19 protein-coding genes are annotated in these 24,154 nt (G+C 35.2%); 17 read left to right on the top strand and 2 right to left on the bottom strand.

Features of this window, described 5'->3' with window-relative positions:
• Positions 1-2 precede the first annotated feature (2 nt).
• From metQ to yunB, 13 genes are all read left to right on the top strand, one after another.
• Positions 3-839 (top strand): methionine ABC transporter substrate-binding lipoprotein MetQ, encoded by an 837-nt coding sequence (metQ, locus tag ACTXGU_RS04190; protein ID WP_443480245.1) that lies wholly within the window; start codon positions 3-5, stop codon positions 837-839.
• Positions 840-1,550: 711 nt separating this feature from the next.
• Positions 1,551-2,336: a Fe-S cluster assembly ATPase SufC gene (gene sufC / locus ACTXGU_RS04185; RefSeq protein ID WP_443480244.1), complete on the top strand. Its 786-nt coding sequence runs from the start codon at positions 1,551-1,553 to the stop codon at positions 2,334-2,336.
• A 16-nt stretch (positions 2,337-2,352) separates the two neighbouring features.
• Entirely contained in the window at positions 2,353-3,660 is a 1,308-nt protein-coding gene (sufD, locus tag ACTXGU_RS04180) for a Fe-S cluster assembly protein SufD (protein ID WP_443480243.1), read from the top strand.
• Positions 3,660-4,889, top strand: coding sequence for a cysteine desulfurase (locus tag ACTXGU_RS04175; RefSeq protein WP_443480242.1), 1,230 nt, complete (start codon positions 3,660-3,662; stop codon positions 4,887-4,889). The genes sufD and ACTXGU_RS04175 overlap by 1 nt, the downstream gene beginning before the upstream one ends.
• On the top strand, positions 4,879-5,310 hold the full coding sequence (gene sufU, locus ACTXGU_RS04170; RefSeq protein ID WP_443480241.1) for a Fe-S cluster assembly sulfur transfer protein SufU: 432 nt from the start codon (positions 4,879-4,881) through the stop codon (positions 5,308-5,310). Before ACTXGU_RS04175 ends, sufU begins: the two co-directional genes overlap by 11 nt.
• Before the next feature lie 63 nt (positions 5,311-5,373).
• Positions 5,374-6,771: a Fe-S cluster assembly protein SufB gene (gene sufB, locus ACTXGU_RS04165; RefSeq protein WP_443480240.1), complete on the top strand. Its 1,398-nt coding sequence runs from the start codon at positions 5,374-5,376 to the stop codon at positions 6,769-6,771.
• A 586-nt stretch (positions 6,772-7,357) separates the two neighbouring features.
• A complete protein-coding gene (ppsA, locus tag ACTXGU_RS04160) occupies positions 7,358-9,955 on the top strand; it encodes a phosphoenolpyruvate synthase (RefSeq protein ID WP_443480239.1) in 2,598 nt (865 codons plus the stop codon).
• Positions 9,956-10,321: 366 nt separating this feature from the next.
• Entirely contained in the window at positions 10,322-11,167 is an 846-nt protein-coding gene (locus ACTXGU_RS04155; protein ID WP_443480238.1) for a DUF72 domain-containing protein, read from the top strand.
• A gap of 75 nt (positions 11,168-11,242) precedes the next feature.
• Positions 11,243-12,595 (top strand): bifunctional metallophosphatase/5'-nucleotidase, encoded by a 1,353-nt coding sequence (locus tag ACTXGU_RS04150; RefSeq protein ID WP_443480237.1) that lies wholly within the window; start codon positions 11,243-11,245, stop codon positions 12,593-12,595.
• 65 nt (positions 12,596-12,660) lie between these two features.
• Positions 12,661-12,963: a YunC family protein gene (locus ACTXGU_RS04145; RefSeq protein ID WP_443480236.1), complete on the top strand. Its 303-nt coding sequence runs from the start codon at positions 12,661-12,663 to the stop codon at positions 12,961-12,963.
• Positions 12,964-13,673: 710 nt separating this feature from the next.
• Positions 13,674-15,131 (top strand): RNA-guided endonuclease InsQ/TnpB family protein, encoded by a 1,458-nt coding sequence (locus ACTXGU_RS04140; protein WP_443480235.1) that lies wholly within the window; start codon positions 13,674-13,676, stop codon positions 15,129-15,131.
• Between the two features lie 201 nt (positions 15,132-15,332).
• Positions 15,333-16,418 carry an HD-GYP domain-containing protein gene (locus tag ACTXGU_RS04135; RefSeq protein WP_443480234.1) on the top strand — a complete coding sequence of 362 codons (1,086 nt, stop codon included), beginning with the start codon at positions 15,333-15,335 and terminating at the stop codon, positions 16,416-16,418.
• Between the two features lie 145 nt (positions 16,419-16,563).
• Entirely contained in the window at positions 16,564-17,316 is a 753-nt protein-coding gene (gene yunB / locus ACTXGU_RS04130; RefSeq protein WP_443480233.1) for a sporulation protein YunB, read from the top strand.
• A 338-nt stretch (positions 17,317-17,654) separates the two neighbouring features.
• On the opposite strand, the gene ACTXGU_RS04125 is transcribed toward yunB, so the two are convergent.
• Complete coding sequence (locus ACTXGU_RS04125; protein WP_443480433.1) at positions 17,655-18,593, bottom strand: M23 family metallopeptidase; 939 nt, start codon at positions 18,591-18,593, stop codon at positions 17,655-17,657.
• 805 nt (positions 18,594-19,398) lie between these two features.
• Here ACTXGU_RS04125 and lipA point away from each other — a divergent pair.
• The 4 genes from lipA (at position 19,399) to ACTXGU_RS04105 (ending at position 23,408) form a co-directional block, all read left to right on the top strand.
• Entirely contained in the window at positions 19,399-20,313 is a 915-nt protein-coding gene (lipA, locus tag ACTXGU_RS04120; RefSeq protein WP_443480232.1) for a lipoyl synthase, read from the top strand.
• 521 nt (positions 20,314-20,834) lie between these two features.
• On the top strand, positions 20,835-21,113 hold the full coding sequence (locus tag ACTXGU_RS04115; protein ID WP_443480432.1) for a YutD family protein: 279 nt from the start codon (positions 20,835-20,837) through the stop codon (positions 21,111-21,113).
• Positions 21,114-21,308: 195 nt separating this feature from the next.
• Positions 21,309-22,613 (top strand): EAL domain-containing protein, encoded by a 1,305-nt coding sequence (locus ACTXGU_RS04110; protein WP_443480231.1) that lies wholly within the window; start codon positions 21,309-21,311, stop codon positions 22,611-22,613.
• An 18-nt stretch (positions 22,614-22,631) separates the two neighbouring features.
• Complete coding sequence (locus tag ACTXGU_RS04105; RefSeq protein WP_443480230.1) at positions 22,632-23,408, top strand: TIGR01457 family HAD-type hydrolase; 777 nt, start codon at positions 22,632-22,634, stop codon at positions 23,406-23,408.
• Positions 23,409-23,499: 91 nt separating this feature from the next.
• Here the strand turns inward: ACTXGU_RS04105 and ACTXGU_RS04100 are convergent, their stop codons facing one another.
• Entirely contained in the window at positions 23,500-23,991 is a 492-nt protein-coding gene (locus ACTXGU_RS04100; protein ID WP_443480229.1) for a phosphatidylglycerophosphatase A family protein, read from the bottom strand.
• Positions 23,992-24,154 lie beyond the last annotated feature (163 nt).

Here is a 24,154-nt window from a genome sequence, read left to right as displayed (position 1 = left end):
GTATGAAAAAATTATTATCCTTATTATTAGCGTTCACATTTGTGTTTGTTCTAGCAGCTTGTGGAACATCCAAAGATGGAGAAAATGCATCAAATGGTGAAGAAAATGAAAAATTAGTAGTAGGTGCATCTAATGTTCCTCATGCTGAAATTTTAGAAAAAGCAAAACCGATCTTAGCAAAAAAAGGCATTGATTTAGAAATTAAAAAATTCCAAGATTATGTATTGCCAAATAAAACGTTAGCATCAAAAGAATTAGATGCAAACTTTTTCCAACATATTCCGTATTTAGAATTGCAAATTAAAGAAAATGGCTATGATTTTGTTAATGCTGGAGCAGTTCATATTGAACCAATGGCAGTATATTCTAAGAAATATAAAAGCTTAGATGAATTGCCAAAAGGCGCTACCGTTATTTTCAGTAATTCTGTTGCAGAACATGGCCGTGTTCTTTCATTATTAGAAAAAGGCGGACTTATTAAATTAAAAGATGGTATTAATAAAGTAAATGCAACAGTAAAAGATATTGTGAACAATCCAAAAAACATTAAATTTAAACCTGATTATGAGCCAGCATTATTACCACAGATCTTTAATAATAAAGAAGGCGATGCAGTAGTAATTAATGCCAACTATGCGTTGGATGCTGGTCTAAATCCTGTAAAAGATTCTATTGAAATAGAAGGAAGCGAATCTCCTTATGCAAACATTATTACAGTGCGCAAAGAAGATGAAAATAAAGAATCAATTAAAACTTTAGTAGAAGTATTACAGTCTAAAGAAATTCAAGATTTCATTAAAACAGAATACAAAGGTGCCGTACTGCCGGTATCTAAATAATTTAAAAGAAACCTGTTTAACATTGGACAGGTTTCTTTTGTATCTGTGCATAAGGAAGACTCTGGCCGTTTTTAAAATAAATATTGTATTATTTATTTTTTGAAAGAATTTATGAAACAAGGTGTTTCTAAACAGAGAATAATGGGAATAACAGGTGGTGTTATAACTTCAAGTAATCATAGAGGGGAATTTTTGTAATTTATTTTATTATATTTTGGAAAAAAGTAAATTATAGTAAGGAAGCGGTTGTATTCTGAACAAAAAGAACCGTTAATCATAAGAATATAATAAGAATATTCAGTTAATTTTGAAGGTTTTTCGAACAAATGAAGAAAATTACAACAAACGCATAAAAATAAGGTACTATAAGAATGAGATACTTTAATCCTTTGGCTCAGTTAAACGATCATGTTGTTTATAGGAAGGGAATCTGCGAGACTCCTGCAGAAAAACGGGCTGGCAAGACCCCGCAGTGAGGAACGAGCGAGGAGGCTTGAAAGAATGTCCGCGGAAAGGGAGTGGATTTCCTGACCTTTTGAAAATCAACAATGGAATTCAACAGAGCCTAATCTTTAAAAGAAAATTCAATCTATATTCCTATAGGTTGCGATGAGTTTTTATTTGTTATAATATAATAATGAGAATAAATTGATAATGAAGTTTCAGCAATTTAATGAACTAAACTTCTTTTATTATGGGGGTATAAAAATAATGGGTCAATCAAAATTAGTTATTAACGATTTGCATGTTGCAATTGAAGAAAAAGAAATTGTTAAAGGTCTTAATCTTGAAATTAAGGGAGGAGAAATTCACGCAATCATGGGTCCAAACGGAACAGGAAAGTCTACACTTTCTTCCGCTATTATGGGCCATCCGAAATATGAAATAACAAGTGGTTCTGTAACACTTGATGAGGAAGATGTATTAGAAATGGAAGTGGATGAGCGCGCTCGTGCAGGTCTTTTCCTAGCAATGCAATATCCAAGTGAAATAAGCGGAGTTACAAATGCTGACTTTCTTCGTTCGGCAATTAACAGCCGTCTAGAAGAAGGAAACGAAATTTCATTAATGAAATTCATTCGTAAAATGGACAGCAATATGGAGTTCCTTGAAATGGATCCAAATATGGCACAAAGATATTTAAATGAAGGTTTTTCTGGTGGAGAGAAAAAACGCAATGAAATTCTTCAATTAATGATGCTTGAGCCTAAAATCGCTATCCTTGATGAAATTGATTCAGGATTAGACATCGATGCATTAAAAGTAGTTTCTAAAGGAATTAATGAAATGCGTGGAGAAAACTTCGGCTGCTTAATTATTACGCATTATCAAAGATTGTTAGATTACATTACTCCTGATTTTGTCCATGTTATGATGCAAGGTCGTATTGTTAAATCAGGTGGACCAGAACTTGCACAACGTCTAGAAGCAGAGGGCTATGATTGGATTAAGCAAGAGCTTGGCATTGAAGACGAAACAGTTGAACAAGAAGCGTAAGTTTAGGGGGATCGACATGACAACTGAAATTAAATTACCATTTGACCAGGAATATATAACAGCCTTTTCAAAAGATATGGGCGAACCTGCTTGGTTAACGGAATTGCGTGTACAAGCATTTAATAATGCAGAGAACCTTCCAATGCCAAGTCCAGATAAGACCAAAATTACAAATTGGAATTTAACACAAATAGATAAACATATTGTAAGCAGCGAAGATTTCACAAATGTAAGTGAATTTCCAGATGAAGTGAAAGCACTTATTGATTTAGAAAAAAACAGAACATTATATATTCAACGCAATAATCGCCCAACTTTTTTAGCAGTATCAAATGAGTTAAAAGAAAAAGGGGTTATTTTTACCGATATCTTTACTGCGGCGAGAGAATACAGTGATCTTTTACAAAAATATTTTATGAAAGATGCTGTCAAAGTTGATGAGCACCGTTTAACGGCATTGCATGCTGCTTTGCTTAATGGTGGTGTATTCTTATATGTACCAAAAAATGTGGAATTAGAAGAACCAATTCAAGCTATTTTCTTACATGATGATAAAGAAGCTAATTTATTTAATCACGTGTTGGTAGTTGCTGAAGATAATAGCTCTGTTGTGTATGTTGAAAACTATGTATCAACAGTGGAGCCGGAAAATGCTGTCTTTAATATTGTTACAGAAGTAGTTGCAAATGCAAATGCTAAAGTGCAATATGGTGCAGTTGACAATTTGGCTAAAGGCATTACAACATATGTAAACCGCCGTGGTGTTGCAAATCGTGATGCGAAGATAGAATGGGCATTAGGATTTATGAATGATGGCAATACTATTTCTGAAAATGTAACAAACCTAATCGGCGATGGCTCCTTAGGTGATACAAAATCAGTTGTAGTCGGAAGAGGAGAACAAAAACAAAACTTTACTACAAGTGTTGTGCATTTCGGCAAAAACTCCGAAGGATACATTTTAAAACATGGCGTTATGAAGGATAGTGCTTCATCCATTTTTAATGGAATCGGAAAGATTGAACACGGTGCAACAAAGTCGAATGCTGAACAAGAATCACGTGTGTTAATGTTAAGTGAAAAAGCAAGAGGCGACGCAAACCCAATCTTGCTAATAGATGAAGATGATGTAACAGCAGGTCATGCTGCATCTGTTGGAAGAGTAGACCCGTTGCAGTTGTATTATTTAATGAGCCGTGGTATTCCAAAACATGAAGCAGAAAGATTAGTTATTCATGGTTTCTTGGCACCCGTTGTAGAACAACTTCCAATTGAGGGAGTTAAAAAGCAATTAGTTGAAATAATTGAAAGGAAAGTAAAATAATGAATATCCAGGATATTCGTCAATACTTTCCCATTTTAAATCAAGAAGTCAATGGCCATCCTTTAGTTTATCTTGATAGTGCAGCAACCTCTCAAAAGCCAGTTCAGGTAATAGAGGCTGTTAATAAATATTATCGAGAGTATAATTCAAACGTGCACCGCGGTGTTCATACATTAGGAACGAAGGCAACAGACGGATACGAAGGTGCAAGAGAAAAAGTAAAAAACTTTATAAATGCTAAATCAGTAGAAGAAATTATTTTTACAAGAGGAACCACAACTGCTTTAAATACAGTTGCACAAAGCTACGCTATGGCAAATCTAAAAGAGGGGGATGAAATTATCATTACCCCAATGGAGCATCATAGCAATATTATTCCGTGGCAGCAAGTAGCTAAGAGAACAGGCGCTACTTTAAAGTATTTTCCATTGCAAAAAGATGGTACACTCTCTTTAGCAGATGTTGAAGAAACAATAACAAATGCTACTAAACTTGTATCTGTTACTTATGTTTCCAACGTATTAGGCGTAATAAATCCAGTCAAGGAAATTGCTGCTATTGCCCATAAATATGGGGCAGTACTAGTTGTGGATGCTGCGCAAGGAGCTCCGCATATGAAGATTGATGTTCAAGACATTGATTGTGATTTTCTTGGTTTTTCCGGACACAAAATGTGTGGACCAACTGGAATTGGAGCATTATATGGGAAGAAACAATTGTTAGAAAAGATGGAACCTATTGAATTCGGTGGAGAAATGATTGATTTTGTTGGGTTATATGAATCAACATGGAAAGAGCTACCATGGAAATTCGAAGGGGGAACACCTATTATTGCAGGAGCAATAGGATTAGGTGCGGCGATTGATTTTCTTCAAGAGGTTGGTTTAGATGCTATTATTGAACATGAACATAAATTAGCAGCTTATGCAATGGAGAAAATGTCTACAATTAATGGATTAACCATTTACGGACCGAATAATGCTCAGAATCGTGCAGGGGTTATTACGTTTAATATTGAAGATGTACATCCACATGATGTAGCAACTGTATTAGATGCAGAAGGAATTGCTGTACGTGCAGGACATCACTGTGCTCAGCCATTAATGAAATGGCTTAATGTTTCTGCAACGGCAAGAGCAAGTTTCTACCTCTATAATTCTGAAGACGAAATTGATAAACTTGTTGAAGGAATTAGTAAAACAAAGGAGTATTTTAGCGATGTCTTTTAATAATTTAGATACACTTTACAGAAGTGTTATCATGGATCATTATAAAAATCCTCGTAATAAAGGGGTTTTAGAAGGCAGTCTAACTGTTAATATGAATAATCCAACATGTGGCGATCGCATCTTACTAACAATGCAGGTAGAAGATGGAGTAGTAAAAGACGCAAAATTTGAAGGCGAAGGCTGCTCCATCAGCATGTCGTCTGCTTCCATGATGACGCAAGCAATTAAAGGAAAACCAGTAGAGGAAGCATTTAAGCTTTCTAAAATCTTTTCAGATATGATGCAAGGAAAAGAATATAGTGATGATATAGATTTAGGAGATATTGAAGCACTTCAAGGTGTTTGTAAATTTCCAGCTAGGATAAAGTGCGCAACTTTAGCATGGAAGGCAATGGAAAAAGGATTTAACGAAGGAATTTAACTAAGTTAGAATCGTTTCTATTGGTGGAAATAAGAAAATGTGCATAGAATGGAGGAAAAAGAAATGGCAAAAAAAATGCCCGATATTGGGGATTATAAGTATGGATTTTCGGATAAAGACGTTTCTATCTTTCGTTCTAAACGTGGTTTAACGAAAGAAATTGTAGAAGAAATTTCTAAATTGAAGGATGAGCCACAATGGATGTTGGATTATCGTTTGAAATCGCTTGAGCACTTCTACAATATGCCAATGCCACAATGGGGCGGCGATTTAGCTTCTTTAAACTTTGATGAAATTACGTATTATGTAAAACCATCTGAAAAAACGGAGCGTTCATGGGATGAAGTTCCGGAAGAAATTAAACAAACATTTGATAAGCTAGGAATTCCAGAAGCAGAACAAAAATATTTGGCTGGAGTATCCGCTCAATACGAATCAGAAGTGGTTTACCATAATATGCAAGAAGATTTAGAAGCAATGGGTATTGTATTTAAAGATACAGATTCAGCATTAAAGGAAAATGAAGATATTTTCCGTGAGCATTGGGCAACAGTTATTCCAGCAACAGACAATAAGTTTGCAGCGTTAAATTCAGCTGTATGGTCTGGTGGATCGTTTATTTATGTACCAAAGGGTGTAAAAGTAGACACACCACTTCAAGCATACTTCCGTATTAACTCTGAGAATATGGGACAATTTGAACGTACATTAATCATTGTAGATGAAGGAGCACATGTTCATTATGTAGAAGGGTGTACAGCACCAGTTTATACTACAAACTCTCTTCATAGTGCAGTCGTTGAAATTATCATTAAAAAGGATGCTTATTGCCGCTATACAACAATCCAAAACTGGGCTAACAATGTTTACAACCTTGTAACAAAACGTGCAGTTTGTGAAGCAAACGCAACGATGGAATGGATTGACGGTAATATTGGCTCCAAATTAACGATGAAGTATCCAGCTGTTATTTTAAAAGGGGAAGGCGCAAGAGGAATGACTTTATCGATTGCCCTTGCTGGTAAAGGACAACATCAGGATGCAGGAGCAAAAATGATCCATTTAGCACCAAATACTTCTTCGACAATTGTTTCGAAATCTATTTCAAAACAAGGTGGAAAAGTAACATACCGTGGTATTGTTCATTTTGGTCGTAAAGCAGATGGAGCACGTTCTAATATTGAATGTGATACATTAATTATGGATAATAAATCTACTTCAGATACTATCCCTTATAATGAAATTTTAAACGACAATATTTCATTAGAACATGAAGCGAAAGTTTCAAAAGTGTCAGAAGAGCAGTTGTTCTACTTAATGAGTAGAGGTATTTCCGAAGAAGAAGCAACAGAAATGATTGTAATGGGATTCATTGAACCATTTACAAAAGAATTGCCAATGGAATATGCAGTAGAAATGAATCGCCTGATCAAGTTCGAAATGGAAGGTTCTATTGGATAAAACCGATTCAACCTTTGATACGACAAGGGTTGAGGCATAAATAAAATTATGAAAATTGTTGGTCGTGCCGATTTTGTAGCGATTCAGATTTTCTATCAGTGTAGGAGGCGAACTTTTGAAGTTCGTCTTCTTCTATTTTTTCAGTAATATCAAGGTAAGTATCCGCTGTTGTTTTGATGGTTTTATGACCCAAGCGATCTGATACATATTTAAGGGCTTGCACCTGATTCAAGCAGCAAACAATAGGTGCTAAAGCATAGGAGCGCTGAAAGTGATTGAATGAAATAATTGGACATTACGAGGTGAGAAAATGAACCTAATTTACAATAAAAAGATTACTGATTTGGGGATAAGATGATTACTCAGGCGTGACGTTCTAAAAAAATCTACCCACTTAGGTAGTTTTGATTAGGATTGAAGAAGAAAAACAAAGCGGCATCAGCTTACTTTATGGTAAGGTCTAGCTATTTTTTTTGAACTCTTCCTAATTTAATTATAGCATTTAAAAAATGGTTAATATAGACTTTTTATTCTCATTTACTACTGCTAAAATCAATAGAACATTAATGATTAGGAGAGATGTAGAATGAGTTCTTTGGTTCTCGGTTTTCAGGAGATAGAAAAAACACAGCATTTGCTCGTTGGCGGAAAAGGGTTAAATTTAGGGGAATTATCAAAAATTCAAGGAATACAAGTACCAGAAGGATTTTGTGTTATAACAGTGGGATATCAAAAAGCCATCGAACAAAACGAAACGTATCATGCTTTGTTGGGTCGACTAACCATGCTAAAAGTAGAAGATCGAGATCAAATTGGTGAAATCAGCAGGAAGATTCGACAAATCATTATGGAAGTAGAAATTCCTTCCGATGTTGTGAAAGCAGTTACTCACTATCTCTCCCAGTTTGGCGAGGAACATGCTTATGCAGTGCGTTCTAGTGCGACTGCTGAAGATTTACCACATGCCTCTTTTGCTGGTCAACAAGACACTTATTTAAATATCATCGGCAAAGAAGCAATCTTGCAGCATATCAGCAAATGCTGGGCTTCCCTATTTACGGATCGCGCGGTAATCTACCGTATGCAAAATGGATTTGACCACAGTCAAGTTTATTTATCCGTTATCATTCAAAGGATGGTTTTCCCACAGGCTTCAGGGATTTTATTTACTGCTGATCCGATTACTTTTAATCGCAAACTGCTATCAATCGATGCTAGTTTTGGACTTGGAGAAGCACTGGTCTCTGGCTTGGTATCTGCCGATTGCTATAAGGTTAAAGAGAATAAAATTGTCGATAAGATGATAGCAGCTAAAAAATTGGCTATTTATGGACGAAAAGAAGGCGGGACAGAGACACACGAGATCGCTCCTGATCAGCAAAAGACGCAAACACTTACTGACCCACAAATTTTACAACTGGCACGTATCGGAAGACAGATCGAAGCTTATTTTGGCTGTCCTCAAGATATCGAATGGTGTTTGGTTGATGACACCTTTTATATTGTCCAAAGCCGTCCAATCACGACTCTTTTCCCCATCCCTGAAGTGAATGATCAAGAAAACCATGTCTATGTATCTGTCGGTCATCAACAAATGATGACTGACCCCATGAAACCATTGGGATTGTCTTTTTTCCTGTTAACGACTTCTGCGCCCATGCGTAAAGCTGGTGGAAGGTTGTTTGTTGATGTCACACTTCAACTGGCTTCACCTGTCAGTAGAAACATTTTATTAAATGCTATGGGACAACACGATCCGCTCATGAAAGACGCACTTATGAACATCATTGAGCGTGGAGATTTTATAAAATCGTTACCAAATGATTCTAAAGCGCCGAGTCCCAACAGAGGCAATATAGATATGCTGGCACAAATCGAAAACAATTCATTAATCGTTTCTGATTTGATTAAGAGTAGTCAAACATCCATAGAAGAGTTAAAACAAAACATCCAAATGAAATCAGGATCGGATTTATTAGATTTTATTCTAGAAGATATTCAGGAATTAAAGAAGATTTTATTTGACCCACAAAGTTCAGCTGTATTTATGGCTGCTATAAATGCTTCAACATGGGTCAATGAAAAAATGAACGAGTGGTTAGGTGAAAAAAACGCAGCAGACACGCTTACTCAATCTGTACCAAACAATATTACTTCGGAAATGGGATTAGCACTATTGGATGTCGCAGATGTGATTCGTCCATATCCAGAAGTAATTGATTATTTACAGCATGTAAAAGATGATAACTTTATGGATGAAATGGTTAATTTTGATGGTGAACAAGAAACCAGAGACGCTTTCAATGCTTTTCTCAACAAATACGGAATGCGATGTGCTGGAGAAATCGATATTACGAAAACTCGTTGGAGTGAAAAACCAATTACACTTGTCCCCATTATTCTTGGTAACATCAAAAACTTTGAAACCAATGCCGGCAAGCGCAAATTCGAACAAGGGCGACAAGAAGCTATGGAAAAGGAACAAGAGTTATTAGACCGATTGAAGCAATTACCGGATGGTGAACAAAAGGCCAAAGAAACAAAACGAATGATTGACCAAATCCGGAATTTTAGCGGGTTTAGGGAATATCCAAAATACGGCATGATTAATCGCTATTTTGTTTATAAGAAGGCTTTACTGAAAGAAGCCGAACAACTCGTACAAGCGGGCGTTATTCGTGAAAAAGAAGATATATACTATCTCACTTTTAATGAACTTCGCGAAGTCGTACGCACAAAAAAACTTGATTGCCAGATCAGCAAGCGAAAAGACGAGTACAGATTTTATGAAAAACTAACTCCACCGCGTGTTATCACGTCTGATGGTGAAATCATTGCAGGTAAGTACAAACGAGAAAATCTCCCAGCTAAAGCTATTGTAGGTCTACCTGTTTCTTCCGGAGTTATAGAGGGGCGCGCTCGTATCATCTTAAACATGGAAGATGCTAATCTAGAAGATGGAGATATATTGGTCACATCCTTTACTGACCCTAGCTGGACACCACTTTTTGTATCCATAAAAGGCCTAGTCACCGAAGTTGGTGGACTGATGACTCATGGAGCAGTTATCGCACGCGAATATGGATTACCAGCAGTTGTCGGAGTAGAAAATGCTACCAAACTGATAAAAGATGGGCAACGAATTCACGTGCATGGAACAGAAGGGTATATCGAAATCTTGTAATTGCTGAATACGTCCAGATTTAATCATTTAATCATTAGCACCGCTTCAGTGGTTACCAGAGCGGTGTCTTACAATCTTTCCATTGGGACAAAAAGTTGAAGCCAACTTTATCGGTGGCCTTAGTAGTTATTTATATTGAATATGTTATGATAATAAATAGACATATACGTTTATTATGCATGAACGTTTAATAAAATAACTTGAAACTTAAAGCAGTAGGACACCGTTTATTAATACGAGATTATTGAAAATAAATAGGTTAAAAAAACATTGATTGAAATAAAATGATAAGAATAGATATGAAATAATCTTTACATTCTATTCTACTAATTAGTAGAAAATTGCTTTTATAGTAAAGGTGATAATATGATTAAAATTGGGTTAACTGGATGGGGAGACCATGATAGCCTTTATGGAACAGATACAACTTCTCGGAATAAACTGCAGACCTATGCAAGTTATTTTCCTATTGTTGAATTAGATGCTTCATTTTATGCTATTCAACCAATAAAAAATGCGGAAAAATGGGTGGCAGAAACGCCGGAAGCTTTTCAATTTATTGTAAAAGCCTATCAAGGATTGACTGGTCATCAAAGAGGGGAACTGCCATTCTCATCAAGAGAAGAAATGTTTACATCCTTTAAGCTATCGTTAGATCCGTTTAGAAAAGTAAATAAATTAGGGATGGTATTATTTCAATTTCCACCTTGGTTTGATTGTACGAAAACAAATGTCCACTATTTACGTATGTGCAAGGAGATAATGGGAGATATTCCGTGTGCTTTGGAATTTCGTCATCAATCTTGGTTTGAACCAAAGTTTCGTGATAAAACATTAACATTTATACAAGAGGAAAAATGGATACATAGTATTTGCGATGAACCACAAGTAAGCAAAGGATCGATCCCAACCGTTCTTGAGACTTCTAATAAGGATAATGTATTAATTCGTTTTCATGGAAGGAATCTTCATGGCTGGCAGCAAAAAAATAATCCGAAGTGGAGAGAAGTACGTTATCTATATAGATACAATCAACAAGAATTAGCAGAATGGGTTGAGCATATAAACTATTTACATACTGTTTGTAGTAATATTTTTGTACTTTTTAATAATAATTCCGGCGGAGATGCTGCAGATAATGCAAAGCAGCTTATTGACCTTTTAAAAATAGAGTATACTAATTTAGCTCCAAGGCAATTAGATTTATTTTAGATACTAACCTAAATTCCTATACAGCAGAGATATACGATATCATTTTATTCATTATCGGAAAAGGAAGGCGAAAGAATGGAAGTCATCCATATATATCACACAAATGATTTACATAGTCATTTTGAAAATTGGCCGAAAATTTTCAAGCTATTAAGAGAAAGAAAGAAATGGCATGAGGATGCTGGAGATCCAGTTTATGTTTTTGATATTGGAGATCATATGGATTTATGTCATCCTTATACAGAAGCAACCAAAGGAAAAATAAATACAGAATTATTAGAGAGGGAAAACTATACTGCTGTTACAATCGGAAATAATGAAGGCATTACATTATCTTATGAAGCACTTGATTCTCTATATAAAACTGCTTCATTTGATGTCATTCTTGCTAATTTGTATAAGGCAGATGGAGACCGGCCGGAATGGACGACTCCTTATAAAATCTATACAACAACTGCAGGCATTAAAATTGGAGTAATAGGTATTACTGCGTATTTTGATCATTTATATGAATTATTAGGCTGGAAATTAACGGATCCCTTTCATGAATTAGAAAAACAGCTTTCAGAATTAAAAGACAATGTAGATATCATTGTCGTTTTATCTCATTTAGGGATTAATGAGGATGAAGAAATGGCTGCACGCTTTCCAGAGATTGATCTTATACTAGGTGCTCATACACATCACATTCTACATCAAGGAAAGCTAATTAATAACACACTTTTAGGCGCTGCAGGGAAATTTGGATACTTTGTTGGGCATATTGTATTAACTGTAGATCCAATAAATAAAATAATCATGGATAAACAAGCAACTTTATATGAAACAAGTAAATTGGCAGCACCAAAAGATGGAGAAGTCTATATAGAAAATCTATATGAGCAAGGAAAACAGGAGCTTTCTACAGAAGTAGTTACGTTGGCGAAAAAATGGTCGAAAGAAGAAATTGCAAAATTTTTATGCAAAGAAATTCAATACTGGTGTAAGGCAGATTGTGCTATTTTAAATGAAGGATTAATATTAAATGATTTACAAGCAGGTCCAGTATCGTATTTCGATTTGCTTTCGATCTGTCCGCATCCAATTAATCCATGTAAAGTGACCTTAACTGGTGCAGAGTTAAAAGAAATTTTATTGGATTTACAGGATAATAAGTGGGAACACTTCCATTTGAAAGGTCTAGGATTTCGCGGAAAACTAATGGGAAAAATGATTTCCCATGGAATAAAATTAGAAACAAGTGGTGAACGAAATACCTATTTTTTAGAAAAGAAAGAATTGCATGCAGATGAAAAATATACGGTGGCAATACCAGATATGTTTACATTCGGAAATTTTTTTCCTGCGATTTATCGTGCAAAAGAAAAAAAATACTTCCTTCCTGAATTTATGAGAAATATCCTTGCGGAAAAACTTTCACACCACTAAGCCGATCAAATACACGGTTCGTCTTCCTTTTGAATATATTAATAGGAAAAAAGGAGTGGCGTGTAATGGTAGACGTATATCCAATCACTATTAAAGATCAACTATTTATTGCTATAAGTGTACAATTGCCAAAAACTACTTTGCTTGTAGTAAAAAATGAGAAAGGCTATATCATGTGTGGAGCATTAGATGTTGCTTTATTAAATGATAAATTAAGTGATCGAAAAATACTTGCTGGTAGAGCAGTAGGAGTAAAAACGATTGAACAATTGTTAGAAGCACCATTAGAATCTGTAACATTTGAAGCAGAAAAATATGGTATTTATAAAGGGGTGCTCGGAAAAGATGCGTTATTAAAAATGGTTTAATTGCAAGCTGCCCTGCAATAGTAATACCGTTTAAGAGCAATGATAGATTGCATAAAGATGAAAACCAGATGGTGGATAATATATTTCCTAATCTGGTTTTTTGTGTTTTAATAGGTTTTTTAATGGCTAACCTAAAAGATTATTGGTGTTCATTTTTAAAGACTGTTTTCTCAAAGTTTGTTGTTTTTTACATGAAAAATGGAAGAAGTGCTCAGTAGACGGAATACAGGTAGACCCCAATGTCATCAACTTAAGATTCCATAAATTTCAAACTGTGAAATATCATGGAATTAGATACCCTTTATGTAAAAGAAATACCTAATTTGTTTGGAGAGGCGTCCGCTCGACTCCTACGGGATTAGCGAGAAAGACGAGACCCCACAGGAGCAAAGCGACGAGGAGGCTCGGCGCTCGCCCCGTGGAAAGCGAGCGGTAAGCCTCGGAGAACAGAACGGAAACCCTTACTTCCTATTCAGTTACTTATTTTCCTTTTTTTTGAAGATTAGCTTGATGACATTGAGGTAGACCCCACAGGAGCGTATGCGATGAGGAGGCTCGACGCTCGCTAAACGGACGAAGTGTATTCAGGCTGCGGTGTAAAAGCAATATTCTATACGAAAACAGCGTCTATCATATTTGCCAAGAGTACCCCTTCTTCAAAACAAATGTTAAAATATACTTACAAACATAAGTTCGAGGAGGTGGAAAATATGAAGGAGGAAAAAGAAAAACAATACAAAACACATCAAATTTGGATTAAAAAAGGACATCGTATGTATTCTTATTTTAAAAGTTCTTGTATGAATGCAAAAAATATGTACAACACGACTAACTTTTATTATCGACAAGTGTATACAAGTTTAACTCAAAATAAAGAATTGCAACCGCTTCAAAAAGAAGTGTTAAAGTTAATTGAAAAGAATATCGGTAAAATGAATGATGTTCAAAAGGAAGCTTTCGAAAAGAAGGCTGCTAAAGAAGAAACAAAGCCAAAAGAAAAGCGAAAGAAAATAAAATGTAATCTATTTGAAGAGTTCACGAAAGAAAATCCGTATGTGGATTATCATTTTCTGGATTCTTTTTTTAAAATTGTTTCTCAACCAGACTATCGTTCTCTTCCTGTCCAATCAAGCCAAGGGATTATGAAAAATGTCTTTCAGAATTGGAAGTCTTTTTTTGCTAGTTTGAAAGAGTATAAGAAGAATCCATCAAAATTCAAAGGAAGACCGAGAATCCCTCGATACAGCCGGTGTTCGGAAAAAGAAGTCTTATTTACCAATCAAGATTGTGTCATTAAACAAAATAAGTTTTTAAAATTTCCAAAGACCAAAGAAAAATTAAATATTGGCAAGTTGGGTTATTCCAAAGGAAAATTAAAACAAGTTCGAGTCATTCCGAAATACGGTCAATATGTCGTGGAATTGGTTGTTGATGTACCTCATTCGATAGATGAATTAAAACCAAACGGTAAATATATGTCGATTGATATTGGAATTTACAATCTTGCAACCATCGTGACGAATACAGGTCAAAGACCTCTTTTAGTTAAGGGCAAACAGGTGAAATCCATCAATCAATACTACAACAAAATGAAATCTAATTACCTTGGTATCTTGAGACAAGGTAAGAAAACAAATGAAGGTCCTTTTACATCCAAAAGATTGGAAAAACTACATCAGAAAAGAAATCTTAAATTAAAGGATGTCTTTCATAAAGCAAGTTATCATATTGTGAAAGCTGCTGTAGAAGAAAATGTTTCCACTATCTTTATTGGACAAAATAAAGACTGGAAACAAGAGATAAACATCGGTAAAAGTAACAATCAATCGTTTGTTCATATTCCTCACAGTATGCTAATTAATATGATTACATATAAGGCTGCGGAATATGGAATAAAAGTGATAGTTACGGAAGAATCCTATACATCAAAAGCTAGTTTTCTAGACGGAGATGAAATTCCGACTTACGAAAAAGGAAAGAAATACTCCTTTTCCGGTAAGCGAATAAAGCGTGGATTGTATAGAACCAAGAAAAAAATTCTTCTGAATGCGGATGTAAACGGTGCAGCGAATATTATGAAAAAAGCAAGCTTAGGATTGCTTGGTGAAAAAGAATTTAAAGTGGATACGGTATGCTTTATGAATCCACGAACATTAATCGTTTCATAAAAAAAGAAGTCCCAAAGGCGTGACCAATGGGATAGAGGGGCTGGGCGTAAATAGTTCGCCAATGTGTCAGCTCCACTAGTGTTAATCGCTCCCTTCTTGGGTTCAATACATTAGAAACCCCTTCCTCAAAGCTTGCTTGGCGGGGGAGTATTCATTTAAGATATAATATACCTATATTTAAATGGAAATGGGAGTTATTTGATGAGATTAGTCGGAACGAAAAATATTGTTGACGGAGTAATATTAGCAAAGCCAATTTATAATGAAAGAGGCAAAATTTTAATTAACAGTGGCATAAAGCTTGATAATAAAATGATTAAACGATTAATGGAATTAGGAATTTCTTATTTATATATTGAAGATCCCAGAACCGATGATATTTATCCCGTACCTTGTATATCGGATGATTTAAAAAAAGAAGCCATGCAAACAATTGAAAAAAACTTTACAGACATAAAAAATAAAGCCAGTAAATCAAGATTTATTATGATGGAAAAAGCTACACCAAACTTTAAAGAACTTATATCAAGAGTACTTGAAGAACTTCGTGATCATCAAGAATTGTTTTCGATGATGTCAGATGTGTTTTTATATGATGATTATATTTTTTCTCATAGTTTAAATGTTACTGTTTATGCATTAGCAGTAGGAATAGAGTTGAAATTATCATCGAAACAATTAGAAGTGCTAGGCCTAGGGGCAATTTTGCATGATGTAGGGAAAATTAATATTCCATTAGATATCCTTTTAAAACCTGGGAAATTAACAGAACAAGAATTTGAAACAATAAAAAGCCATGCAGAAACCGGTTATCTAATGTTAAAAGATGTCCCAAATATGCCTCTTTTAGCTGCGCATTGTGCTTTTCAGCATCATGAAAGGGTTAACGGCACTGGTTATCCCCGTGGCATAAAAGGTGATGAAATTCATTTGTTTGGAAAGATATTAGCTGTTGCAGATGTTTTTGACGCGATTACTTCGAATCGTGTGTATAGACAGGCAATGCTGCCTCATGAGGCACTGGAAATATTATATAGTGGGATAAATAGGCTGTATGATACGAAAATTGTCGAAGCGTTTCGAAGAGCAATTATATTATATCCAAATGGACTCGGTGTTTCTTTAAGCAGCGGGGAAAAGGGTGTAGTATGCAGACAAAATAAAGGCTTAAATGAAAGGCCAGTTGTTCGTGTGCTGGAGAAAAATGGCGAAGAAGTTACACCGTATGAAATAGATTTAAAAGAAAGTTTATCCGTGATAATAACAGGTTGTGAATCGACTATCTAACTAGTACATAAAGTGTGCCTTCCTTCATAGTTGGGAGGTTCTTCAGTAGGAAATGGCGACATAAGCTCGGACTTTTTCGGGATAAATAAAAGCTTCTACCTGTCCTTTATTACGCATATATATGCATTAAAGGGAGGGGAAGAGTTTGCGGAAATTTTATTTTCGTCGAATGATACCTCGAAAAGGTTCATTGTCATTTCAACAAGTAGTTCTGATCACTGCTGTATTTTTTATTTTCTCTACTTTTTTTAGTATCTGGTTGATTAATAAAGGTTTAAAGCCAACATTGATTCAATATGCAGAATCACAAACAAAGAAGCTAGCATCATTAGTGATTAACGATGCATTAAAAGATGAAAAAATAGAAGAAAGTGACAACTTAAGCATAAAGGGAAATAATTTTGTTTTTAATACCGATCAAATGGTGAAAAAACAACAAAAAATTGTTAATATTGTACAGCAAAATATTATGGAAATGGAAAAAGGGAATATTTCTGAAGCTGCGCTGCTTACAGATGTACAGTTAGATAAAGAAAAAACAGCGAAACAAGAAGGAATCGTCTACAGTATACCAGTTGGTCAGGCGACTAATAATGCCTTATTAGGCAATATTGGTCCTGAGGTTCCTGTTAAATTTAATATTGTTGGAAGTGTGAAATCGGATTTAAAAACAAAAATGGAAAATGTAGGGATTAATTATGTGGTGGTAAAGGCTTATGTAGAATTAACAGTAGATATTCAAATTATCATTCCTTTTGCTACCGAAGTAACAACAGTAAAACAAGATATTTTAATTGCAATGGCTGGATTTGAAGGAGATGTACCCCAATTTTATAATGGAAGTCAAAATGGATCCGTTCCATCTGTGGAGTTGCCGAAAGATAAAGGGGAAAAATAAGGAATAAAAACGTATCAAGGACAAATCTTGGAACTTTTCTTAGGTTTTGTCCTTCATAAGCTGAATCAAGGACAAATCTTGGAACTTTTCTTAGGTTTTGTCCTTCATAAGCTGAATCAAGGACAAATCTTGGAACTTTTCCTTAGGTTTTGTCCTTCATAAGCTGAATCAAGGACAAATCTTGGAACTTTTCCTTAGGTTTTGTCCTTCATAAGCCGAATCAAGGACAAATCTTGGAACTTTTCCCTAGGTTTTGTCCTTCATAAGCTGAATCAAGGACAAACCTTAGATATTTCCCCTTGATTTTGTCCTTCAAAAACCTATACCGCTTTTTTCCTTTATTTCCGTGATTTTAGCCTTTCTTGCCGTTCCCAAAGCTTTAAATGAGCATAAGGATCAAAAGACCATTCCGTGTATCCATTATCTTTATACATTCCGTAATGCAAATGGGGAGGGAATTTTCCAGATGTTCCAGGGGGGCCATATCCTGAACTTCCTACACCACCAATTAACATGCCAGGCTCGACAATTTTGCCGACTTTTAAATCTTTTGAAAAGCCGCTTAAATGGGCAAAGTAGTGGTAATTATTATTGATATCACGGATCCCAATACGCCATCCCCCATATCTATTCCAGCCTTTCATTTCTATAATTCCATAAGAAGTTGCTCTTACTGGAACACTGTAGCCGGCAAAGATATCGGTTCCTTCATGTATTCGTCTTCCACCCCATCCTCTAGCATCTCCCCATGTACTGCGATAACTATAGTCACTTCTTAAAGGAAGTGGGAAGGCATGAGCATCAAGGCTCAATCTGCCAAAATGTTTATAAATAGCTGCTTTTCCCATAATAATACTTACCGTTTTATCTCGTTTATAGTAATCCCAGAGACCGATTTTAAAATTTTCCTCGTCTACTCCATATTGAAGAATATAATGAGTAAATGCGTAAAGTACATCTTCATCATTTTTGTACTCTGCTTTGCCATCCCCATCGCCATCTAACCCATACCCACCAAAAAGCTCAATTGTAATCGGATTAGTATCCTCCACATTAGGATTAATAAGTCCTGCCCATTTTTCTTTAGAAAAATAAATTCCCGTTAATCCTTCTGCTTTTGGAAGGTCTCTTCTCGCAAAACGAATATTTCTTTCATATTGATCAACAGCTGCAATATAGTACCATGGAAGTTGAGAAACTCCCTCTATTTTTTTATATAATTCCATTCTCTTTTTATAGATATTTTCTTCGGTATTTTCTGCTGCAAACGCACGTATATTTGTTGCAGTTAATACAAATAACAATGCAAATACAATAATTCTACGCAAATGAAACCATCCCTTCTAAAGCCTTGGTATGCTTATTTTGTGAAAAAAAGGATGATTCATTAGTATCAATAAATGGTAAATAAGAAAAGCGGAAGCGACTTGAACAGCCCCGAAGAAAAATGTTCCCTTGTCTCAAAAAGTGTATTTTACTTTTAGAGACAAGAGGTTATTTTTCACAGGGGCTAGGCGCTGGAGCTAGACAATAAGAAAAGCGGAAGCAACTTGATCAGTCCTGAGAAAAATGTTCATTTGCTTCAAAAAATGCTCTTTACTTTTGGTTGTTTTCGTATAGAGTGTTGCTTTTAAACGCGCAGACTGAATACACTTCGCTTTCCGTGGGCGAGCGTCGAGCCTCCTCGTCGCGTACGCTCCTGTGGGGTCTCGTCTTTCTCGCATTCCCACAGGAGTCTACGTGTATTCAGTCTGCTGAGGACTTCTTCTCCCATTTTTTACATAAAAAATAACAAATTTGAGAAAACACCCTTACTTTTAGAGGCAATTGGTTATTTTTCATAAGGGCTAGTCGCTGGAGCTAGACAAAGAAAAGCGCAAGCTACTTGAACAGTCCTGAAGCTAGACAGTTATAAATTCTTGTTTTTAGAAAAGTCTTCAACTTGTAGCAAACAGTTCATTATGTTAAAGTGACAAAAGAAGAGTATAGATTATAATCCTTTGTATATTATACATGTTCTAAATTATTATTGTGTTATAGTATAGTGGTTGATTTTTAATTTGAGCTAGGAGATGATTTTGTATGTCAGATAAAAAACAGGAATACATACGTAAACCTGAATGGTTAAAAATAAAATTGAATACAAATGAAAACTATACAGGTTTAAAAAAAATGATGAAGGAAAAAAAGCTTCATACAGTATGTGAAGAAGCAAGATGTCCTAATATTCATGAATGCTGGGCTGTAAGAAGAACGGCGACTTTTATGATACTTGGAGATATATGTACTAGAGCATGCCGATTCTGTGCAGTAAAAACAGGATTACCGACAGAACTTGACTGGCAAGAACCAGAACGAGTAGCTGATTCAGTATTTAGCATGAACTTAAAGCATGCCGTTATTACAGCAGTTGCAAGAGATGATTTAAAAGATGGCGGTGCGGCTGTTTTTGCAGAGACAGTTCGAGCAATTCGCAGAAAAAGTCCATTTACAAGTATCGAAGTATTGCCTTCAGACATGGGTGGAATCGAAGAAAATTTACGGACGTTAATGGATGCGAAACCAGATATTCTTAACCATAATATCGAAACCGTAGAACGATTAACGCCAAGAGTTCGCGCTAGAGCAAAATACGACAGATCATTAGAATTTTTAAGAAGAGCAAAAGAAATGTATCCTTCTATTCCTACGAAATCCAGTTTAATGATTGGTTTAGGGGAAACAAAAGAAGAAATTATTGCAACAATGGATGATTTAAGAAAAAATAATGTGGATATTATGACCATTGGACAATACTTACAACCAACTAAAAAACATTTAAAGGTTCAAAAGTATTATCATCCAGATGAATTTAAAGAGTTAAAAGAAATAGCTTTAAGCAAAGGATTCAGCCACTGTGAGGCGGGACCATTGGTACGATCTTCTTATCATGCAGATGAACAAGTAGATGCAGCGAAAAAAAATCAAATGAGCGAAAAACAGGCAAAGGAAGCATAAATGATGGAGAAGTAGCTGGTGCTATTTCTCCAATTTTTTTCAATAGGGAATAAAAAATTTACAATCTTTAGACAATCTGTTGAAAATGGAGAATAAATCAATGTTTTACCATAATCATATCTATGTAAACAGGCTTTAACAGGTTATAATGAAAAGGAATAGAATCGTAAAGGAAGTTTGTTTTCACATAAATTCATGTTCAAAAGTGAACTAATTAGAAGCTTTAATTTGGAGCCTTTTGAACATCCTCTATAAGTAAGGCTGTTTTCTTAAAGTTTGTTGTTTTTACATAAAACATTTGTAAAAACGTTTCTTAGCAGCTTGCATACACGTAGACTCCTGTGGGAATGCGAGTAAGACGAGATCCCACAGGAGCGTATGCGACGAGGAGGCTCGACGCTCGCCCGCGGAAAGCGGAGTGTATGCAGGCTGCGCGTATAAAAGCAACAATCTATACAAAAACATCCATAAGTAAAGAATACATAAAATATACATATTTATACAATTGGGAGGTGGTTTATTTGGTTTGCATCAATAATTTTTGTTATGAGCTTGTTGAAGAAAGAAAAGCTGGTTTTAATGAAGAAGCTTTTAAAAATAGATACAGCGACATCTTAACGAAATATGACTATATAGTAGGAGATTGGGGTTATGGTCAATTACGGCTTAGAGGTTTTTTTGAAGATCAAAATCAAAAGTCGAGCTTTGATACTAAAATAAGCACACTTACGGAATATTTATACGAATATTGTAATTTTGGTTGTGCTTATTTTGTTGTAAAAAAAGTCAAAAAAAGCTGATCTAAACGTTTGTCTATTGGAGCAGGCAACATTGCGAGAGGATAATTTTCCATAAAAGGGTAATGGTGCTGCTTCAGCAAGTGAAGGAACGTAGCGAACGATTGTCGACAGCTTGAAAGGAAGACAACAGGATGAAGTTACACATGAAAAATATCAACCTTATCGTGATTTTGGCTTGCTGAGGGGAATGGAGTTATGGTGAATTATTATATTAAAAAAACAACAACATTAACGGATTGGGGAAAAGTGTTTTTTTCCACAGCTTCTCTAAAGTATTACCCGCCAAAATTTGTTTTAAGAGATCCAATAAAACAAGGGGTAAGTAAGGCTTTTAAAAATGGATATGAAGTGGCTGTTATTGTTTATCATATTGAAAATATTCATGAAATTCATCAGCAATTAGAACCTAGTCCCTATCAACAATATATAAAAACCTTAAAAATTGCCTTTTTAAATGCCGTAAAAACAAGACAGCATGCAGAAAATATCCTTTCCATACATGATTATGATCAAAATAGTGTTACTTTGTTTGTACGTATGGACCGTACATTGGACTGTGTTGCTGAAATTGAAGCCACCATCAAATCAATTTTACATAATGTGCAAGTATATATGAGCGATAAAGGAGCAGATGTGCAGTTAATCTTTAATACAGGCTTTATGTTTTTGGAGAAAAAATACATCTCCATCCAAGAATCCATTTATCAAGCTCACCAACAAGCGGTAATAATGGCAATGAAACAAAAAGAATCCGAATTCAACAAAATGGTCTATGCATTAAGTAATATTGTAGAAAAGAAAGATATACGTTTATTAGCTCAGCCCATTTTGGATGTAGAAACAAATGAGGTACGAGCTTGTGAGATGCTGACTAGAGGTCCTATAGGAACTCCATTAGAAAGTCCATTGAATTTATTTTCATTTGCCAGGCAAACGAAATTTTTATATGACTTAGAAATGATTGTTTTAGAAAAGACGTTAGAGCAAATAAAACGAACGAAATGGCAGCAAGATATATTTATCAATTTTACACCATTGACTATTGGTAATCCGTGTTTTGTAAAAGATTTAAAAGGATTAATGAAAAAATATAAAGATATTGCATCTAATAAATTGATTATAGAAGTGACAGAAAGAGATTCTTTTGAAGGATTAGAATATTTTATTTACAATTTAAAAATTCTCCGAACATTAGGGTTTCGCATCGCTGTAGATGATACTGGGGCAGGATATGCGAGCTTAAATTCCATTAGTGAAATCATGCCGGATATTATTAAGATTGATCGTTCTGTTATTCAAGATATTGATAAAAACTCTGTAAAAGAGTCTATGTTAAAGGGGCTTTTATTAATAGCAAAAGAAGTAGGCAGTATTGTAGTTGCAGAAGGAATTGAAAGTGCTGAGGAGGCTTCTGTTCTTTCACGCAATAAAGTAGATCTTGCACAAGGATATTTTTATGCGAGACCAACTAGTTTAAGTAATAACCTGCAAGCTTTATAAATAGGAGGAGTTACTAGCATGAAAAAGTATAAAGGGTATTTAATTGATCTAGATGGCACCATGTACAGAGGAACAGAAGTCATTCAAGAAGCTGCTGAGTTTGTAAAAAGGCTAATAGCAGAAAATATTCCTTATTTATATGTAACGAATAATTCCACAAAAACCTCGGAGCAAGTTGCACGCAAGCTAAGAGACTTTCAAATCCCAGCGAAAAAAGAAGATGTGTTTACCTCGGCGATGGCTGCCGCCAAATATATTAGTTCAGAAAAAGCGCAAGCAAACGTATTTATGATTGGAGAAGATGGATTAAAAAATGCTTTAAAGGATCAAAAACTTGTTTTATCTGATGAAGTAGACAAAGTGGACTATGTAGTAGTCGGTATGGATCAACAAATAAATTATGAAAAATTAACGCTTGCCTGTTTAGCAGTGCGTCAAGGTGCCTCTTATATTATTACAAATGGAGATACTGCTTTGCCGACAGAAAGAGGATTGTTGCCAGGAAATGGTGCATTGTCTTCCGTTATCACTGTCTCTACTCAAACAGAACCACTTGTAATTGGGAAACCAGAATCTATTATTGTCGATCAGGCAATTAGTATTTTAGGGGTGGCAAAAGAAGAAGTGGCAATGGTTGGCGACAACTACCACACGGACATATTGGCAGGAATTCAGGCTAATATTGATACTATATTAGTACATACTGGCGTAACAACAAAAGAACACCTAGTAGCAATTGAGCAAAAGCCTACCTTTACTGTAGATAGCTTAAGTGAGTGGGAGTTAATAAAATAAGCGTTTTTTCCTTATAGTGGGGTAATCTACAAATATCATCATACACATAATATTTGTAGATTACCCCTATACTCTAACGGGGGCAAATAGCTTACTCTTTCCCTCGTGCCCGATGTGCAAGCCTGCTAGAAGCAGCCGCTGCGATGGCGCCAACAATATCATCTAAAAAAGTATGACATTTTCCAGAAGATTTATCGTTTAGTTTTTTTAATATACCAGGCTTTAATTTATCGACATATCCATAATTAGTAAAGCCGATGGAACCATATACATTAACGATTGAAAATGCTAATACCTCATCCACTCCATACAAGCTTTCATCGCTTTCCACAATGGATTGCAGCGGGGCTTCGAGCATTTTTTTTTCAGCTAGTTTATCTAATTGAATTCCCGTTATTATGGCATTCTGTACCTCCCTTTTTGATAGTACGCGCTCCACATTTTCTATACAATCGGACATTTTTAAATTTTGATGATATTTTTCTTGCAAGATGTAAACAAGATCAGCGATATCCTGAACAAGCACACCTCTTTCGTTTAACCAATTTCTTGCCGTTTGTTCTGTTATATTTTTTAATGACATTCACTTCACCTTTTCTTCTATTGTAAGTGTGTATTCAAAAGGGTAACCATGGGGTAACTTTTTGAAACATCCTCTAAACACCATATATACATAGTGCTTAATATTTTATGCATAAAAATAATAAGTGCTATTTTTAGCTTCTCCTAATAAGAAAAGCGGAAGC

It is taken from the genome of Niallia sp. 01092, assembly GCF_052318935.1.
Lineage (GTDB): Bacteria > Bacillota > Bacilli > Bacillales > Cytobacillaceae > Niallia.
The sequence above is the reverse complement of the archived record's forward strand: the minus strand, read 5'-3'. Positions and strand labels throughout refer to the sequence as shown.

What these genes read in the sequence shown, in the direction of transcription:
- ACTXGU_RS04135 (WP_443480234.1), top strand. Translation starts at nt 15,333, where the DNA reads ATGAGATTAGTCGGAACGAAAAATATTGTTGACGGAGTAATATTAGCA.
- sufB (WP_443480240.1), top strand. Translation starts at nt 5,374, where the DNA reads ATGGCAAAAAAAATGCCCGATATTGGGGATTATAAGTATGGATTTTCG.
- sufU (WP_443480241.1), top strand. Translation starts at nt 4,879, where the DNA reads ATGTCTTTTAATAATTTAGATACACTTTACAGAAGTGTTATCATGGAT.
- metQ (WP_443480245.1), top strand. Translation starts at nt 3, where the DNA reads ATGAAAAAATTATTATCCTTATTATTAGCGTTCACATTTGTGTTTGTT.
- ACTXGU_RS04150 (WP_443480237.1), top strand. Translation starts at nt 11,243, where the DNA reads ATGGAAGTCATCCATATATATCACACAAATGATTTACATAGTCATTTT.
- ACTXGU_RS04155 (WP_443480238.1), top strand. Translation starts at nt 10,322, where the DNA reads ATGATTAAAATTGGGTTAACTGGATGGGGAGACCATGATAGCCTTTAT.
- sufD (WP_443480243.1), top strand. Translation starts at nt 2,353, where the DNA reads ATGACAACTGAAATTAAATTACCATTTGACCAGGAATATATAACAGCC.
- ACTXGU_RS04100 (WP_443480229.1), bottom strand. Translation starts at nt 23,991, where the DNA reads ATGTCATTAAAAAATATAACAGAACAAACGGCAAGAAATTGGTTAAAC.
- ACTXGU_RS04110 (WP_443480231.1), top strand. Translation starts at nt 21,309, where the DNA reads ATGGTGAATTATTATATTAAAAAAACAACAACATTAACGGATTGGGGA.
- lipA (WP_443480232.1), top strand. Translation starts at nt 19,399, where the DNA reads ATGTCAGATAAAAAACAGGAATACATACGTAAACCTGAATGGTTAAAA.
- ACTXGU_RS04140 (WP_443480235.1), top strand. Translation starts at nt 13,674, where the DNA reads ATGAAGGAGGAAAAAGAAAAACAATACAAAACACATCAAATTTGGATT.
- sufC (WP_443480244.1), top strand. Translation starts at nt 1,551, where the DNA reads ATGGGTCAATCAAAATTAGTTATTAACGATTTGCATGTTGCAATTGAA.
- ppsA (WP_443480239.1), top strand. Translation starts at nt 7,358, where the DNA reads ATGAGTTCTTTGGTTCTCGGTTTTCAGGAGATAGAAAAAACACAGCAT.
- ACTXGU_RS04105 (WP_443480230.1), top strand. Translation starts at nt 22,632, where the DNA reads ATGAAAAAGTATAAAGGGTATTTAATTGATCTAGATGGCACCATGTAC.
- ACTXGU_RS04145 (WP_443480236.1), top strand. Translation starts at nt 12,661, where the DNA reads ATGGTAGACGTATATCCAATCACTATTAAAGATCAACTATTTATTGCT.
- ACTXGU_RS04175 (WP_443480242.1), top strand. Translation starts at nt 3,660, where the DNA reads ATGAATATCCAGGATATTCGTCAATACTTTCCCATTTTAAATCAAGAA.